This is a genomic window from Thermonema sp. (assembly GCF_026003375.1).
Taxonomy (GTDB): domain Bacteria; phylum Bacteroidota; class Bacteroidia; order Cytophagales; family Thermonemataceae; genus Thermonema; species Thermonema rossianum.
In genome coordinates this window covers 189718-206875 of record NZ_BPHD01000002.1, presented here as the reverse complement: position 1 = coordinate 206875, position 17158 = coordinate 189718, and the positions used below count along the sequence as shown (strand labels likewise).

Sequence of the window (17158 nt, the reverse complement as noted above, 5' to 3'; positions counted from 1 at the left end):
CCTTCATTACATAACCTACAACATAAACAACGCCTATGGCTTCTGTTTCAAAAGAATACCTGCATCTTCTTTGGCAGGGCATCTACGATGTCTTGCGCATAGAAAAAAGTCCGGAAGAGGCGCAAGCCCTGCTGAGCGAGTCCGTTAAAGGCTGTGGCTTGCAGCCCCCCGAAACGCTTGAAGTCCGGCGGCACGAATGGAAGACCGCTAAGTGTTTGACGCCCATCTTCGAACATGTGAAGCTCAACAATGACAGCATAGCCAAGCCCATGGGCTATGTGCCCATGCCGCTTCAAGACTGGCAGGAGCTTAAAAAACAGCATGGGCAAAACTGCCCCTTCCCTGACGGCGAAGCGCTCGACGCACTCGAAGCCCCGTACTTTCCCATGGATCTGCAGGAAGCCGGGCAGCAGGCACCGCAGTACTATAAAAAGTTGGTGGGGGCGCTTGCCGGTGAGCTGAAAAGGTTGGGACGCTGGACGGACGCACAGGCTTATGCCACCGTCTTGTTCGAGCTGTGCAAAAAATACATGCTTCGCCTGCCGGCACGGACTCAAGCGTCTTTCATTAGTCTTTACGACGAAGTGCGTATTGCCGCCGCCAAACAGGTCATTGCCACACAACAAGGCACCACACCCGATGAAGCCCGTTACGTATTGCTGAAGGGCGATTTTAAAGGCATTCAAGGATTTATTTACGATGGAGTGTCGCAAGAAGAAGCCGGCGAAGGCAAAGGCACGGCACGCAACCTGCGCGCCCGCTCTTTCTTGGTGAGTTTCCTGACCGACTACTTCGCCGACTACCTGATAGACAAACTGCACTTGCAAACAGCCAACCTGCTGTATGCCGGTGGCGGGCACTTCTTACTTTTGGCTTCACCTTTGTCCGGCGACTTGTCCATAGATGCCATAGAACAGGAAGTAAACCGCTTGTTGAAGCAGTTTGGCAGTGCTACCTTCTTGCTGGCTGCCACCGAACCGGCCACCGGCCAAGACCTCGACCAAAACTTCAGCGTCTTGATGCAGCAACTGGGCTTTGCCCTGCAGCGCAAAAAGGCACAGGCGCATTTGTCTTACCTGAGCGACATGCTGCAGCCCCTGAATACACACTTGGGAAGCTACAACAGTTTTTTAAAAAGGTTGGGCAGCGAGCTGCCTTATCTGGATGCGCTCATAGAGCTGCGCTTCAACAAAGAGGTACTCAGCGAAGAGGAAACAAAAGCCTTAAAAAAAGAAGCGCTTTTCCGTTTGGATACCGGCAGCGACATACGCTATTTTATGCCCTATTCCGTCGAGCGCAAAGACGTAAACAAACCGCCCGCATGGGAGAAAAAGCAGTTTTACAAGGTCATTTACCTGAATTATCTTAAGCCTACGGCTTATATTCCCTATGATACCGACTACCGGGGCGCTTATGTGTGCAAGCTCTTTGGTACCTATGCGCCCGCTACGGAAGAATCCATTGGCAAAAACAAACAAGAGGCACCGGCAGACAAGCCGGGCAAAACCTATGTGCGCACGCTGAGCTTTGAAGAGCTGGCAAAAAGCAGCTATAACGAAGACGAGGGGCTCTCTTATCCTCTTTTGGGCGTGCTGCGTATGGATGTGGACAACCTCGGTGCCCTTTTTGAAATAGGTTTGGGCGAGAAAGCCTCGGTATTGCATACGGCTGCCCTGAGTCGTGAGCTGGCACTCTTTTTCAGCCATTATATCAATTACTTGGCAGAAAAGTTCGATGTGTACGTATTGTATGCCGGGGGCGATGATGCTTTTGTGGTAGGTTCATGGTACAATATCCTGCATTTTACCTGCCGCTTGCGCCGGCGTTTTGCCTCTTTCTGCTGCGAAAACCGTGATTTGACTTTCAGTGCCGGCATTTTCTTTTGCCATGACCGCTTCCCCGTGCCCAAGTTTGCCGAACTGGCAGCCCAAGCCGAAGAAGCAGCCAAAAGCGAGCCGGCACTCGGTGCGTCTGCTTCCGACGCGGCGGTTAAAAATGCGGTGTCGGTCTTTGGTGTGGTGATGAAGTGGGAGCTTTACGCGCAAATGCTGTCGTTTGCCCAAACGCTGCTCGAGCATACCGCCACACAAGAAGAGACCGGTGCCAAGGAAGGCAAGTTAAGTCGCTCGATGGTGCACCGCATCCTGCAAATCATCAAATCTTCTTTTACAAACACCTACGAGGTCAATGTGATGGCATTGCAACGCAACATGACCGGCTTGCACTATTGGTTTGCCCGCAAAGGCTACACCCACGACGTCATAGAAAAAGCCGAAGCCGATGTGGTAAAAGAAGTGATAAAGGTAATACTGTCGGCTTTCCGGGAGCGTGAGCTGTTGCGTGCCTATGTGTTGCCCACTTCCTATGTGGTGCTTAAAACCCGCAAGATAAAGAACTAACCCCTCAGCATGAATCACCCCAAACAAGCAAGACTATGAGTGCAATTCACGAAAATCAAGAATCACTGTCTGTGAAGCTGCCCCAAGCTCCCATTGACCAATGGCAAGAAGAAGACATCATCGGCTGCGCCGAAGCCTTGGCCAAGAGCATTAGCAAAGATGTAAAAACCAACCAAGTGCGCAATTTTTTCAGTGGCGTGCTGCGCATTAAAGCAGACTTTGCGCGCAGCAAAAGCTACGAAAGCGTGCGTCTGGCAGTGCTCATGCTCAAGCCCAAGCTCGCCTATGCTGCCGGCAGGCAAAACAAAGTGAAGTTTTTTGCCGAAAAGATGACAGAAGTAGTAGAGGCAACCCTGCAAGCCGGCAATACCCAAGCCTTGGAGCGCTTCTTCTTGTTTGTGGAGTCGGTAGTGGCTTACCACAAATACTATGGTGGAAAAGACAACTAAATTGTTTTGAAAAACAAAAGTATTAAACCCGTAACCGCCTAAAATACAACTGAACCATGAGCAATAACCAATATCCGCAGTTTGTTGCCAACGTGATTTTGCGTGGCAAAATAGAAGCCGTGACCGGTTTGCACATCGGTGGCTCGAAAGATAAACTCGAAATTGGTGGCGTGGACTCGCCCGTCATTCGCGACCCCCGCACACGCTACCCTTACCTACCCGGCAGTTCCATCAAAGGCAAGATGCGCAGCCTGCTGGAGTACTTCCTGGGCGTAGTGCACGAAGAGGGCAAAGTATCTGCCGCAACCGAAATTGTGCGCATCTTTGGTAAAAGTGCCGACGACGACAGCGAAACAGGACCTACCCGCCTGGTGGTGCGCGACGCCATGCCCGATACCGAAACCGTGCAAATGTGGGAAACCCTCGACAGCGAATTGCTCTATACCGAATACAAGTCGGAAAATACGCTCAACCGCTTGACTTCGGCAGCCAACCCCCGTTTCATTGAGCGTGTGGTAGCCGGTTCCATGTTCGACTTCGAAATGGTCTTTTCGGTCATTCGAATGAAAGAAAGCGACACGCTCGATGCCATCAAGGACGAAGACCTGAAAAACCTGACCATTGCCATCAAGCTGCTGGAAAGCAACTACCTGGGCAAGTCCGGTAGCCGTGGTTATGGCAAGGTGAAGTTCCATTTTGCCCAACCCATCGTCTTGAAAAGAGAAGACTATGAGCAGGGCGCGGAAGAAAAATTTGCGCGATTGCAGGCGCCGCTGACCAAAGACCAATGCTCACTCTCTACCAAAGACATTTACAACCTCATAAAAGAACAACTATCTTAAAACCACCGCTTCGATGACAACACTAAAAGTGATACGTCTGCGACCGGAAGGCGCCTTCCGTACCGACCTGCGGTCCGATACGCTGTGGGGCTTGATTTGCTGGGGCATACGGGCGGTGTATGGCAACGAGCGTCTCGAAGCTTTCCTGCGTGCCTACACACAAGACAAGCAGCCCCCTTTGCTGCTGAGCTCGGCTTTCCCTTATGTGCAGGACGGCGAACAGCTCGAATACTTTTTGCCCAACCCTTTGTTCTTGCCCCAAGCGGCGGCATCCCGGCAAAGTCGCAGTTTAGAAGAGCGCAAAGCCGAAGCCACCGGCCGCAAAAAACTGAAAAAACTCAAATGGCTGACCAAGTCGCAATTCGAACGCCTGCTGGCAGCCGGCGACAAACGCCGGGCGCTGCTGCAGATAGTGCAGGAAATGGAAAATGCCGAATCCTTGCTTTCGGTGCGTATCTTATCCGAAGAACGCGTGCACATAGGCGTGAACCGCCTGACCGGTGGCACCAAAATGGAGTCAGGTGCCGGCTTGGTGTTTCATGCCGAGGAAAAATATGTGATAGGGCAGAAGCGGCGCAAGCAAGGCAAGAAAAAAAACGAACAGCTGCCGGAAGCCGGCCTGTATTTCCTCTACCATGCCGAGCCCGAAACCGAAGCCATGATGCTGGGCGCCCTGCGTTTCATGTCGCATATAGGCTTGGGGGGCAACCGCAGCATAGGCAAGGGCAAATTTACGGTGCAGCAGCCCGAACCCTTCGAACTACAGCTGCCTGCCCAAACCAACGTGCAAGTGAGTGTGAGCCTGTGTAGCCCCACCGAAGAAGACATACGCCACATGCAAGCCCATGCGGCGCTTACGGCTTATGAGCTGGAAACAAGACAAGGCGAAACCGGCTTTTTGTACAACGCCACCAAGCAGGGCGTCCCTTGCCTGAAAGAAGGCAGTGTGCTGCCCGGCAAGCCGGACAACCCCTATTACGGCAAGCTTACGAAAGTGAGTATCTTGGCAAAGTCCCAAGTGCCCGTTGATATCCCCCATGACCTTTACCACTATGGCTTTGCCCTGAGCATTCCTGCCTACTATCCACAACCCGACTAAAGTCCATTGCCATGAAAGTAGAACTGCGTGTATTGACCCCCGTGCATATCGGTTCCCACAATGACTATCAGCCCTTCGATTATTTTGTGTACAATCAAAAGGTATATTTTCAGCCCGAAGCACTCGTGCAGCGCTTTTTAAGCGAGCAAGAGCCTGCTTTGGTAGAAGAGTACGTAGCCCACGTAGATGCCTACGCCAAAAAACTGGCAGACGCCCATCATAACCGGGAGCAGAACAAACTGCGCAACGACAGCTCTTTTGCTGCTTTTTTACAGAAAAAGGATCCGGCTTTAAAAGAAAAATTTGCCGCGTGTCTTGAACGCTGGGGGCGGCAGCCCGTGCCCCTGCACAGCGAAGGTTATCCCGGGCAGCAAATCAGAGCGCATCAAAAAGTCAACGGTCAGCCCTATATCCCCGCTTCCTCTTTAAAAGGCGCCATCCGCACAGCGCTTTTTTACGATTACCTCACTCGCCGTGCCGATAAAAAGGCTTTGGAAGAAAGCATCAGCCGGGCTTTGCGGCAGGCAAAAGAAAAGGGCACGGAAAAAGAAAAAATAGATGCGGGCATAGAGCACACGGCTTTTTATGCAGGTGTAGAAAAAAATAAAACCATCAAATATACAGACGAAAAGTTCGACGTGCTCAAGTTCTTGCGCCTGAGCGATGCCATGCCCGCCGGGCAAGCACCACGGCTGGTCATCAACAAAGTGCAAATTTGCATCTTGAAAGATGGCAGCATCAATACCCAGGGGCAGGCGCCTTGGGCAGAAGTGATTGCCGAAGACAGCCGCTTTGTTTTCGACTTGGACATAGACCTGCCGGCAATGGCTGCCCTGCGTAAGCTGTGGGATGCCGGCAACGACCAAATCCGAACCAAAGAAGGCATTATCTGGAAAGACATTGCCAAGAAGATGCGCCATGCCTTCGATTTCGACTGGCAAAACTTCGACCCCCATTCGACCGAAAGCCTGCAGGCAGCCCGTAAAAAAATATTGACCCATTTGTGGAATGCCATTCGCCGTTTTTCGGCTGCCCAGCTCGAACACGACTACCGGTGGCTCGAAACCCTCAAGCCTCATGTCCGTTCGAACCCCATGCTGTTCAACGGCTTGAAAAATACCTATCAAAACCTTCTCAAACAGCTGCAAGAGCATTGCCTGTTGCACGTAGGCTATGCCACCGGATTCCATGGCACCACCTTCTTTCTGGCACTGCAAGACATCAAAGACTACATCTACCTGCTCGAAAACTATAAAATAGGCTTGCCACCCAAAGTAACCGCAGAAGGCAGCTACATGAATACGGCGCGCTTCCCGAAAAGCCGCCGCATTTTAAGCACCCCCCAAGCCGATGCCCCCATGGGATGGATTGAGTTGCTGCCCGAAGAAACCATAGACCTGCAGCCGCTGGCATTGCAGGGCGGGCAGGAAGCAGAAGCCCAAAGCAAAGTGGAAGTCTTCACCGGCAAAATAAAACAGAACGCAGTGGTGCCGGCAGTGGTAGAAGAGCCCGGTAGCCCCAACAAGGTGCGCCTGCTCATTCAATACGAGCACTATGACAACGAGCTTATCCCTATGACCGGCTACAGCAGCGCACTCGAAAAGGGCACCTATTGTGAAGTAATCATCAATCAGTTGAAGAAGAAAAAACAAATTCTTCAAGTAGGATTTAAAAAAATCATTAACTAACCCATCACACAAGCATGAGCCGGCTGCAGCAAATACATCCGGATAGCATCTTGGTTACTTTGGTTTCCGAGCAGACCATACCCAACGTGATGCTTATCAAACAACTGAAGGCAAAACTGCAAAACTACCTTTTCATTTACACCGAGCGCACCCGCCTGCACCTGCAATGGATACTCCAAGCCACCGGTCTGCAGGCAGGCAACTACCGCATTTTTAGCATGCAAACCTTCCCGGAAGGCTATAGCGCCATTTTCAACGACTTGCAGACCTTCGTTGACGGAAAGATACAGCTGCCGCCCCACACCCCTTTTCTGGTGAACCTGACCGGCGGCACCAAAATCATGAGCCTTGCCGTTTTCAACTACTTCAAACAACACTTCGACCTCAGCACCTTTTTTTACCTGCCCTTTGGGCGCAATCAGGTCAACGAAGTGTATCCGTCCACGGCAGTGCACCCCTTGACCATCAAGCTGAGCCTCGAAGAGTACTTTACCGCCCACGGCATGCACATAAAAGCCAGCGGGGCAAGCGTGCCAAAAGGATTGAGCACCCCGGAGGGGATGATGCAGGGGCTCAAAAAAGCCAAATGGCAGCTGCCCGACAACAAAGCCATACAGGAAAACCCCCTCATGAACGAAGCCGAAAAAAAATACCTTACCGGCGAGTGGTTCGAGCTCTATTGCATGCAGCTGATTAAGAAAAGCCTCGGGCTGCCCGCGAAGGCAATTGCCTGCGGCATCAAAGTGCAAAATATGGAGTTAAGCCCCGCCGAACGCTATGCCGCCAACAGCGACAACGAAATAGACATTGCCTTTGTGTATGACAACCGCCTTTATCTGGCCGAGTGCAAAGTGCTGCGGGGCAAGAGCGCAGCCGGCAAAGTGCACAACGACGCTTTCTATCGCCTGATTTCGGTGGCGCAGCGCCTGGGCATTGCCTGCCGGAAAATTGTCTTTGCCCTGGTCGATTTGTCGGCACAGCGCGAGTTTGTCGAACGAAAAGCCCGCCTGCTGGGCATCGACTACGTCATAGACCTCAACGACTTTCACAAAGACCTGCAGCTCAAAGCTTGGTTTAAGCAACTCACCCAATAAGCCGGCGGTCTTTTATGTTATGCCTGCCCGAAAATATTCTAAAAAAGCCGCCCCTCATTTGCATCTTTCAAAATTATTGATTAAAATGCCCTCACTTTGCAAGCGGCTTTCCGCATGGGCGGCAGCCAAAGAAACATGACAGCCACGTACTGACATTTTGGACGAACGGCTGTTTTTACACGACGAATGCCTGCGCATTTTTCGACCCGCCCGACGAACGGAAGCCCGGCAAAGCACGATCTTTGACATATTGTTTGGTGAATTCTTGATTTTCTTTAATAAAATTCTGTTTAAAATTCCAATCAAATTGGAAAAATCATCATTTTGCGCAATTTTAAATGTGTAAAATATTGAAAATAAGCGACTTGTGTAACTATCTCACACAGCGCATCTACCATCAAAAGAAGGATTGCGACGACCCGTCAGGCCTACGGATGCCGGCGTAGAGCACACAGCGCATCTACCATCAAAAGAAGGATTGCGACTCGACGAGGCGACTTGCAGGGCTACGCCGCACACAGCGCATCTACCATCAAAAGAAGGATTGCGACTCACTCTTCAGTGAGCTTGAGCAGCCTCCTGAGCACACAGCGCATCTACCATCAAAAGAAGGATTGCGACGCTGAGACCTTGTCTGCTGAGTGTTCAAATCACACAGCGCATCTACCATCAAAAGAAGGATTGCGACCGGATGCCGCATCTTCATTCGCGCCTCCCACACAGCGCATCTACCATCAAAAGAAGGATTGCGACCTCGCTAAGCGTTGCCAGCTCTCGAGCTCACACAGCGCATCTACCATCAAAAGAAGGATTGCGACGCGAAGCGGCCAGTGTCATGCGTAGCCAGGTCGCACACAGCGCATCTACCATCAAAAGAAGGATTGCGACTGTGCCTTATCGACAACTCTTCCGATCTCACACAGCGCATCTACCATCAAAAGAAGGATTGCGACGTGCGATCTGCAAGACCCTGTCTTGACTCGCACACAGCGCATCTACCATCAAAAGAAGGATTGCGACCTGGTGCTACACGTCACTCGAGGTCGTTCCCACACAGCGCATCTACCATCAAAAGAAGGATTGCGACTCAATCCTGAGTGCTAACCCTGTCAGCACACAGCGCATCTACCATCAAAAGAAGGATTGCGACGATGTCAGCCGGGGTTTGCAGCCACTGCCACACAGCGCATCTACCATCAAAAGAAGGATTGCGACGCTCATGCTCAAGCGCTCGTTTCGTGCGCACACAGCGCATCTACCATCAAAAGAAGGATTGCGACCTTCGGTCAGACGTGCCTTCGGGTGCTCACTTTCACACAGCGCATCTACCATCAAAAGAAGGATTGCGACTCTGCATTTCAGTTGTTAACCTCTAGATCTCACACACAGCGCATCTACCATCAAAAGAAGGATTGCGACAGCTGCAGCGTCAGCCGTCTGCCGGCGAGCCTCACACAGCGCATCTACCATCAAAAGAAGGATTGCGACATGCCGGCTGCCTTCGGCAGCCGCTTTAGCGCACACAGCGCATCTACCATCAAAAGAAGGATTGCGACTGCCATGTGCTGCACGTAGGTACCGACGAGGCACACAGCGCATCTACCATCAAAAGAAGGATTGCGACGCTGGCTGCGTTATTGACCGCCGCGAGCGTCACACAGCGCATCTACCATCAAAAGAAGGATTGCGACTGACAATGCCTGTGGCTCGCCAATTTCTCACACAGCGCATCTACCATCAAAAGAAGGATTGCGACGACATTCGCTCGAGTTAAGCCGACTTCAGTCACACAGCGCATCTACCATCAAAAGAAGGATTGCGACTCTTAACGAGGCTATGCTAGACCCTTTTCACACACAGCGCATCTACCATCAAAAGAAGGATTGCGACCATACCGGGCTTCTTAGCCGTTCGCACACAGCGCATCTACCATCAAAAGAAGGATTGCGACTCCGAGGTTATGTAGCAGCTTCTGGCTCACACAGCGCATCTACCATCAAAAGAAGGATTGCGACCGGGGCTCATACTGGCGCTCACCGAATCGGCACACAGCGCATCTACCATCAAAAGAAGGATTGCGACACCTGTCCGAGTGGTCATTCCGTAGGCGTGCACACAGCGCATCTACCATCAAAAGAAGGATTGCGACGACCTTGGTTGCTCAAGCTTTCGCATACTCACACAGCGCATCTACCATCAAAAGAAGGATTGCGACTCCATGCCTCGTTACGAGGGTTCAAGCTCTCCACACAGCGCATCTACCATCAAAAGAAGGATTGCGACGCCGTCAACTGCTCAAGTCATTGTCAGCCACACAGCGCATCTACCATCAAAAGAAGGATTGCGACCGACTTGGGCGCCACTCGGCAAGCCCGTCACACAGCGCATCTACCATCAAAAGAAGGATTGCGACGCGCTCGCAGCTTCGCACGCCAGCTTCGGCCACACAGCGCATCTACCATCAAAAGAAGGATTGCGACTGTGCCTGTCCTTGGTTACCCCACACAGCGCATCTACCATCAAAAGAAGGATTGCGACGCACGTTGACTTCGAGCGTGATCCACACAGCGCATCTACCATCAAAAGAAGGATTGCGACTCTTGAGCAGTTCACACAGCGCATCTACCATCAAAAGAAGGATTGCGACGCAACAGTCAGTGTTGACCACACAGCGCATCTACCATCAAAAGAAGGATTGCGACGGTTTACGGTGGCAGCCAACTTCTCACACAGCGCATCTACCATCAAAAGAAGGATTGCGACCTCAACGCCCTCTGTGGCTTCAAGGTCTCCACACAGCGCATCTACCATCAAAAGAAGGATTGCGACGAGGATCCCGACGGGCTTCAGAGCCTCGTCAGACACACAGCGCATCTACCATCAAAAGAAGGATTGCGACCAATCCTCTCATGCGATCAGGCTGATCCCACACAGCGCATCTACCATCAAAAGAAGGATTGCGACATCTTGGCGTTACGCTAGAGGCTGTGCACACAGCGCATCTACCATCAAAAGAAGGATTGCGACAGCTTGTTGCCCGTATTCGCAGTATCACACAGCGCATCTACCATCAAAAGAAGGATTGCGACAGTTGTCTAGCATTTAGCGTTGTTCACACAGCGCATCTACCATCAAAAGAAGGATTGCGACCTTCTATGCTACTCTCGATCGCACACAGCGCATCTACCATCAAAAGAAGGATTGCGACTCTAAGTCGAACCGTTATCGGTTCCGATGAATTCGGGCACACAGCGCATCTACCATCAAAAGAAGGATTGCGACTGGTGCCCTCTTGGGTGCTCTTGGGGCCTCGGCACACAGCGCATCTACCATCAAAAGAAGGATTGCGACCGTTCGGTGATTCATGACGGCTACTCACACAGCGCATCTACCATCAAAAGAAGGATTGCGACGTGCCGTGTTGCGGGCACACAGCGCATCTACCATCAAAAGAAGGATTGCGACTGTGATACATTGCTGCTATCTCACACAGCGCATCTACCATCAAAAGAAGGATTGCGACTAATGATCCCTATAGACATAACTGTTTTTATTTTCACACAGCGCATCTACCATCAAAAGAAGGATTGCGACGGGGCAAGGCATTGTGCCTTGTCTTTTTCGTTTTGTTGCCCGGTGCTTATCATCTGGCATAAGCACGGCCTGTCATCTCGAACGAAGCGCAGCGAGTGAGAGATTTCAAGCCCACCAAGTAACCAAAGGCAAAGAGATTTCTCGCTACGCTCGAAAAGACAAAGGAGAAATGCTCAAGATGTGAAGAGGGAAAGGCTCAATAACGAAGCACAGAAGGCGACTTACACGAACGCAGCCTGTCCTTGCTCACCTCCTGCGTCTTGTCATCTTGAAACTTGCGAAGCGAGTGAGCCTTTTGCTATGGATACTCTGCCTTAAGCTGTTTGCATGCAAGAGAATTTAGCGGCTTCGTTGCCGGCTATGTACAGAGCACCGGTAAAATTTTTTTGTAATTTCTTGCATGTTTAAAAAATGTTTCTTATTATTGCATATAGAGAATGCAGGAGATGCAGGTCAGGAGTGGGAGGCCTCAACAGCCTCAGGCCACCGGACTGTATCTCCTCGTTCTTTTTTTCAGCGCTCTTCCTGAATAGTCATCCCCTCCCTTCTTTCGTAAAAATCTTGTTTTGTATCGTTGTTTCCCTGCACAAGCCCGGTCTGTCATTTTGAACCTTCTGCGGTTTGTCTTTTCGAGCGGGCAAAGCATGGTCTGTCATTTCGAACCTCACACAGCTTGTCATCTCGAACGAGAGAAACGAGTGAGAGATCTCAAACAAAACAAACGGCAAGAAGCAAAATAGATTTCTCGCTATCGCTCGAAATGACAAAGGAAGATGCTTGAAATGACAAAAGAAGGGCGAAAAGGCAAGGAGAGATGCTCAAGGTTTGAAGGGGGAGAGGCTCGATAAACAAAGTACAGAAGGTGATTACACGAACACAACCTGTCATCTCGAGCGCGCGCAGCAAGTGAGAGGTCTCAAGCCCACCAAGCCACGGGAACTAAAAAGGGATTTCCCGCTATGCGAGAAATAGAACAACGGCTTGCCCGCCTGCGGGTGGTGGGTTTTTCGTCGTCCCTGCTACGCTCAATGCGCCAAAGCATAGAAGGGCATTATCTGTTGTTTGAGATAGAACTTGAAACGAGCTATACCTTTCAACAACCCACCGAAAGAAGCATCATAGACGAAATTTCAATAGACGTATGAGACCTAAAACTCAAGCAAGCAGCAGCCCCACAGCCGGTACCCAAGACGGCGTATGTCTGCTGGTACACAATGCCCCGGCGGCTTACAGCTATTCGGAACAGGTGTTCACTTCGCTAAAGCAGGCACAGGACGCCGGCTTAAGCGAGAGTGCCGACGCCACGTACGGCTATTTGCTCTATGAGCATATACGTGATTTCTATAGCGAAAACCCCAACGGAGAAATCCATTTGCTTCGCTTGCCGGAAGCGGCTACCTACAACTCTTTGTTTACGCCCGGCAGTGCCGGCTACACAACCCTTTCGAACTACTTGTCGTCGCAAAACGGGCACATCAGCATCGTGGGCTTTTGCTTACGCCCGGCGGTGGAAAACCACAGCGGCTCATTGAGTGACGACCTGCTTTCTGCCATACCCATGGCGCATAGCTTTGCCATGCAGGAGTTTGCGAAGCTGCGCCCGGTCGTATTCATTTTTGAGGGGCGTAAATTCAGCGGTACGGCAGCGGCAGCGGCGGACCTGCGTGCTTTGGAGGCGGGCAGCTGTGCGGTAGTGATTGGGCGTGACCGCCTGCGGGCAAGCGCATTGTCAAGCATAGACCCCAACTACGCGGCTATAGGGCTATTTTTGGGCAGTTTGTCAAAAGTGCATGTGGGGCGCAACGTGGGCAGAATCCGTAACGGACGCGTATTTGGCGTGCAGCGCCCGGAGCTGTCGGGCGGGCAGGCGCTTCTGCGCGGTAGCTTCAGCGATGATGATTTCGACATCATCCACGACAAAGGGTATATCTTTCTTGACAAGTACCCCGGGCAGTCCGGTTTTTTCTGGTCTGATGACCCTACCTGTACGTCTTCTTACAGCTCTGATGCGTATATATCGTCGGTGCGTGTGCGCAACAAAGCTGCTAAGATTGCGGCGGCTACGTATGTTTCGCGTCTGAAAGATGGGTTTGAAATAGCCCCTTCGACCGGCCGGCTGAGCCCCATTGTGGTGAAGACCCTGCAAAACGAACTGGAGCGCGCCATTGTGCAGGAGATGGTGACGCCCGCTGATCCCGGCCGTGAACGCGAGATATCGGGGGTGAGTGTGCGCATAGACCCCGAACAAAACATCTTGGCCACCGGCAAAATAGTTGTAAACTTGACGGTTTACCCCTTAGGAGTTGCCCGTACCATAGAAACCAACATTGTTATTGAGAACCCTACAAATAACTGATGACTATGAGAGAATACAGCGGAAAAGATTGTAAAGTGGCGATGCTGGGCAGGGAGGTGGCTGCTATCAGCATTAAGTATAGCGCTAAACAGGAGAAAAAGAGCACGTATGTGTTGGGCAAAGCAGAGCCTTATGCAGAGATAGTGGGGCGCAAGGAGTTTGACCCACAGCGCATCTACCATTAAAAGAAAGATTACGACGGGGCAAGGCATTGTGTCTTGCCTTTTTTGTTTTGTTGTCCGGTGCTTATCACCCGGCACAAGCACAGCCTGTCATCTCGAACGAAGCGCAGCGAGAGCGAGTGAGAGATCTCAAGCCCACCAAGTAACCAAAGGGAAGGAGATTTCTCGCTACGCTCGAAAAGACAAAGGAGGGGGCTCGAGATGGCAAGAGGGGGCGAAAAGGCAAGGAGAGATGCTCAAGGTTTGAAGGGGGAGAGGCTCGATAAACAAAGTACAGAAGGTGATTACACGAACACAACCTGTCATCTCGAGCGCGCGCAGCAAGTGAGAGATCTCAAACAAAACAAACGGCAAGAAGGAAATAGATTTCTCGCTATCGCTCGAAATGACAAAGGGGAGGAGATGCTTGAAATGACAAAGGAGGACAAAAAGACAAGGAGCAAGGACAAAAGAAAGCAAGCAGGCCGGCGGCATTGAGGGAGCATTCCCCCGGAAAAAGGGCGGTGCACACAGGCGTCCATAAAAAAAGGCATGTCTTGCGACATGCCTTTTTTGCTTAGAGAAGGGTAATTACTTCTTACTTGCCCTGCTTGAACTCATCGAACTTCGAACCTTCGGCTTTCTCTTCACGCGGAAAGACGTTGTCCGTGGTGTCGATATCGGCGGTTTCTTCGTTCGGGTCCAGCACGATGGCCACCACCGGTTTGTCGGTGACGAACACCTTCGAAATCTCTTGGTCGTTGTAGCGCCAGATTTCGGCGGGCAGACGTTCGATGCGGGAGGTGCCGTCGGTAAATTTCAATTCCACGATGACGGGCATGATTAAGCCCCCTTCGTTTTTGAATTTCACGCTGTAGAAATGCAGGTTTTCGTCGTTATAGATGCGCTTTTCGGCTGCGGTAAAACGAACGCCCGAAGTGGCTTCTATTCGTTCCATCATCTGTTGGTATTTCTCTTTAGGAAACACCTTTGTTTCGAAGGGGCTCTTGTCGCTGTCTTTTTGGGCGGTATAGTGCACCACCGAGGCAATGGCTATGTCGCAAGGCTCGGTGCTGTAGAACCAGCCGCGCCAGAACCAATCCAAATCCACGCCCGAGGCGTCTTCCATGGTGCGGAAGAAGTCGGCCGGCTGCGGATGCTTGAATTTCCAGCGTTGGGCATAGGTCTTGAAGGCGTAGTCGAAGAGCTCATGCCCCAAGATGGTTTCACGCAAGATATTCAGGGCGGTAGCCGGTTTGCCGTAGGCGTTGTTGCCAAACTGAAGGATTTGTTCCGAGTTGGTCATGATGGGCACCATTTGGTCGGGGGCGCTCTTCATGTAGGGCACTATGTTTTTGGCAGGTCCGCGCCGCGAAGGATAAGGCGATACCACATCTTTTGCCCAAGCCTGCTTGGGTACTTCCTGTTCGGTGAGGTATTGTAAGAAAGAGTTGAAGCCTTCGTCCATCCAGGTCCATTGGCGTTCGTCGGAGTTCACAATCATGGGGAAGAAGTTGTGCCCCACTTCGTGAATGATAACCGAAATCATGGCGTATTTGGTGCGGTCGGGCACGCTGCCGTCCGGGTTGGGGCGCCCGCCGTTGAAGCAAATCATGGGGTATTCCATGCCAAACACGGGACCATGCACCGAGATGGCGACGGGGTAGGGGTAGTCAAAAGTATAGCGCGAATAGGTTTTGAGCGTAAGCGCCACCACGTTGGTCGATTTTTCGCCCCACAGCGGGTTGCCTTCTTTGGGGTAAAAAGACATAGCCCACACTTTGCGCCCGTTCACATCGACCTGCATGGCATCCCAGATAAACTTGCGCGAGCTTGCCCAGGCGAAGTCACGTACGTTTTCAGCTTTGAACACCCATGTTTTGGTGTTTTTGGCACGCGACTTTTCATTTTCGCGGGCTTCTTCTTCCGTCACTATCAAAACGGGCTTATCGGATTTCTTGGCTTCTTCCAGCCGCTTGAGCTGCGTTTTGCTCAATACTTCTTTGGCATTTTGCAGCTCGCCGGTGGCTGCCACAATATGGTCGGCGGGCACGGTGATGGCTACTTCGTAGTTGCCGAACGGAAGGGCAAACTCGCCGCGTCCCAAGAATTGTTTGTTTTGCCAGCCGTTCACGTCGTCATACACGCACATGCGGGGGAACCACTGCGCAATTTCGTAGAGGTAGTTGCCGTCTTCGGGGAAGTACTCATAGCCGCCGCGTCCGCCCATTTTGTTGGCATCGATGATTTTGTGTTCCCAATCGAGCGAGAAGGTAAAGGTGCCGCCTTTGGGGGCAATGGGTTGGGGCAGGTCAATGCGCATCATGGTGCCCACGATGGTGTAGGGCAGGGGCTTGCCGTTGGCATCGCGCACATTGCTGATTTTATAGCCGTGTTCGGAATTGACGCCCGCCCACCACATCATGGTTTGGTAGGAGGGGTTGTCGTCCATTTCAAAGGTCATGCTTTTGTAGGTGTTCGACTCTTTGTGGAAGCGGTTTTGGTCGAGCTGCACCCACAAGTAGCTGATGGCATTGGGCGAATGGTTGTAATAGGTGATGGTTTCGCTGCCTTTGAGCGTTTGGTTTTCGTCGTTCAGGCTCACCTGAATTTTGTAGTCGGCACGCTGTTGCCAGTATTCGTGTCCGGGCGAGCCGTCGGCTGCGCGGTACACATTGGGTGTGGGCAGCAGTTCGTCCAGCTGCTCGAATTTGGTGGCGGGGTACTTGCGGTATTCGGGCTTTTGCTGTTGTGCGTACGCCTGCATGCTCACCCCCCACAGGAGCAGCAAACCAAGCGTATAGCGGATTTTCTTTAACATAAATGAGTTTGTTTTGAATGAAACATAAAATAAACGACTATCAGACAGGTATGCGTTGAATGAGCATCCACAAGGCAGGCACCAGGGCACTGCCGGTAAGCAGGGCGGCCCAGTCGCGCGGGCTGCGCCAGTAAACAAAGATACTGCCAATGATTAAGATACACAAAACGATGAGCAACTGTCCGGCTTCCAGTCCCAAATTAAATGCTAACAATGGTTGAAAAATAGACTGCGACTGCAGCAGCAACGAACGCAAATAATTGGAGAAGCCCATGCCGTGGATGAAACCGAAAAAGAGCGCACCGGCATAGCGCATGGCAGGGGCGCTGTTTCGCTGCGAAAGCCGCGGCAGTGCCCACAGGTTTAGCATACAAGTTAGCGCGATGGTCAGCGGAATGAGAAACTCGACCCATGCCCCCGGCAGACTGAATACGTTGAAGGTAGCCAGCGCCAAAGTGACCGAATGCCCAATGGTGAAGGCAGTAACCAAAATGAGCACTTCGCGCCAGCGGGCTAAGGTGTAGGTGGCACACAAAGCAGCCAGAAAAAGCATGTGGTCGAAACCATTGAAATCGGTAATGTGGCGTAAGCCCAACTTAAAAAACGATTCGAACATTTGTTTTTGTATTTTTACCCTGGAAAGAAAACGCAAGAA

General features: G+C 51.6%; 11 protein-coding genes and 1 CRISPR repeat array. Of the genes, 9 read left to right on the top strand and 2 right to left on the bottom strand.

All coding sequences use genetic code 11. The features are described from left to right. Positions 1-35: 35 nt before the first annotated feature. From QVE43_RS05875 to QVE43_RS05835, 9 genes are all read left to right on the top strand, one after another. Positions 36-2399: a hypothetical protein gene (locus tag QVE43_RS05875; RefSeq protein ID WP_288005107.1), complete on the top strand. Its 2364-nt coding sequence runs from the start codon at positions 36-38 to the stop codon at positions 2397-2399. A gap of 35 nt (positions 2400-2434) precedes the next feature. Further along, positions 2435-2848 (top strand): type III-A CRISPR-associated protein Csm2, encoded by a 414-nt coding sequence (csm2, locus tag QVE43_RS05870; RefSeq protein ID WP_288005106.1) that lies wholly within the window; start codon positions 2435-2437, stop codon positions 2846-2848. A gap of 56 nt (positions 2849-2904) precedes the next feature. Further along, positions 2905-3690: a type III-A CRISPR-associated RAMP protein Csm3 gene (gene csm3 / locus QVE43_RS05865; protein WP_288005104.1), complete on the top strand. Its 786-nt coding sequence runs from the start codon at positions 2905-2907 to the stop codon at positions 3688-3690. A gap of 13 nt (positions 3691-3703) precedes the next feature. Next, complete coding sequence (gene csm4 / locus QVE43_RS05860) at positions 3704-4789, top strand: type III-A CRISPR-associated RAMP protein Csm4 (protein WP_288005102.1); 1086 nt, start codon at positions 3704-3706, stop codon at positions 4787-4789. Between the two features lie 11 nt (positions 4790-4800). Further along, on the top strand, positions 4801-6477 hold the full coding sequence (gene csm5 / locus QVE43_RS05855) for a type III-A CRISPR-associated RAMP protein Csm5 (protein ID WP_288005101.1): 1677 nt from the start codon (positions 4801-4803) through the stop codon (positions 6475-6477). A 14-nt stretch (positions 6478-6491) separates the two neighbouring features. Further along, positions 6492-7571 carry a Card1-like endonuclease domain-containing protein gene (locus tag QVE43_RS05850; RefSeq protein WP_288005099.1) on the top strand — a complete coding sequence of 360 codons (1080 nt, stop codon included), beginning with the start codon at positions 6492-6494 and terminating at the stop codon, positions 7569-7571. 379 nt (positions 7572-7950) lie between these two features. Beyond that, positions 7951-11162: a CRISPR direct-repeat array (repeat unit 30 nt; unit sequence CAGCGCATCTACCATCAAAAGAAGGATTGC). A 962-nt stretch (positions 11163-12124) separates the two neighbouring features. Continuing rightward, the gene (locus tag QVE43_RS05845) at positions 12125-12310 is read left to right on the top strand and encodes a hypothetical protein (RefSeq protein WP_038032108.1); all 186 of its coding nucleotides are present in this window, start codon (positions 12125-12127) and stop codon (positions 12308-12310) included. Continuing rightward, on the top strand, positions 12307-13521 hold the full coding sequence (locus QVE43_RS05840) for a DUF2586 family protein (RefSeq protein ID WP_288005097.1): 1215 nt from the start codon (positions 12307-12309) through the stop codon (positions 13519-13521). The genes QVE43_RS05845 and QVE43_RS05840 overlap by 4 nt, the downstream gene beginning before the upstream one ends. Positions 13522-13526: 5 nt before the next feature. Continuing rightward, positions 13527-13706 (top strand): hypothetical protein, encoded by a 180-nt coding sequence (locus QVE43_RS05835; protein WP_157630132.1) that lies wholly within the window; start codon positions 13527-13529, stop codon positions 13704-13706. Between the two features lie 574 nt (positions 13707-14280). Here the strand turns inward: QVE43_RS05835 and QVE43_RS05830 are convergent. Then, complete coding sequence (locus QVE43_RS05830; RefSeq protein ID WP_374758346.1) at positions 14281-16449, bottom strand: M1 family metallopeptidase; 2169 nt, start codon at positions 16447-16449, stop codon at positions 14281-14283. Between the two features lie 94 nt (positions 16450-16543). Beyond that, a complete protein-coding gene (locus tag QVE43_RS05825) occupies positions 16544-17119 on the bottom strand; it encodes a HupE/UreJ family protein (protein WP_288005093.1) in 576 nt (191 codons plus the stop codon). Positions 17120-17158: the final 39 nt, after the last annotated feature.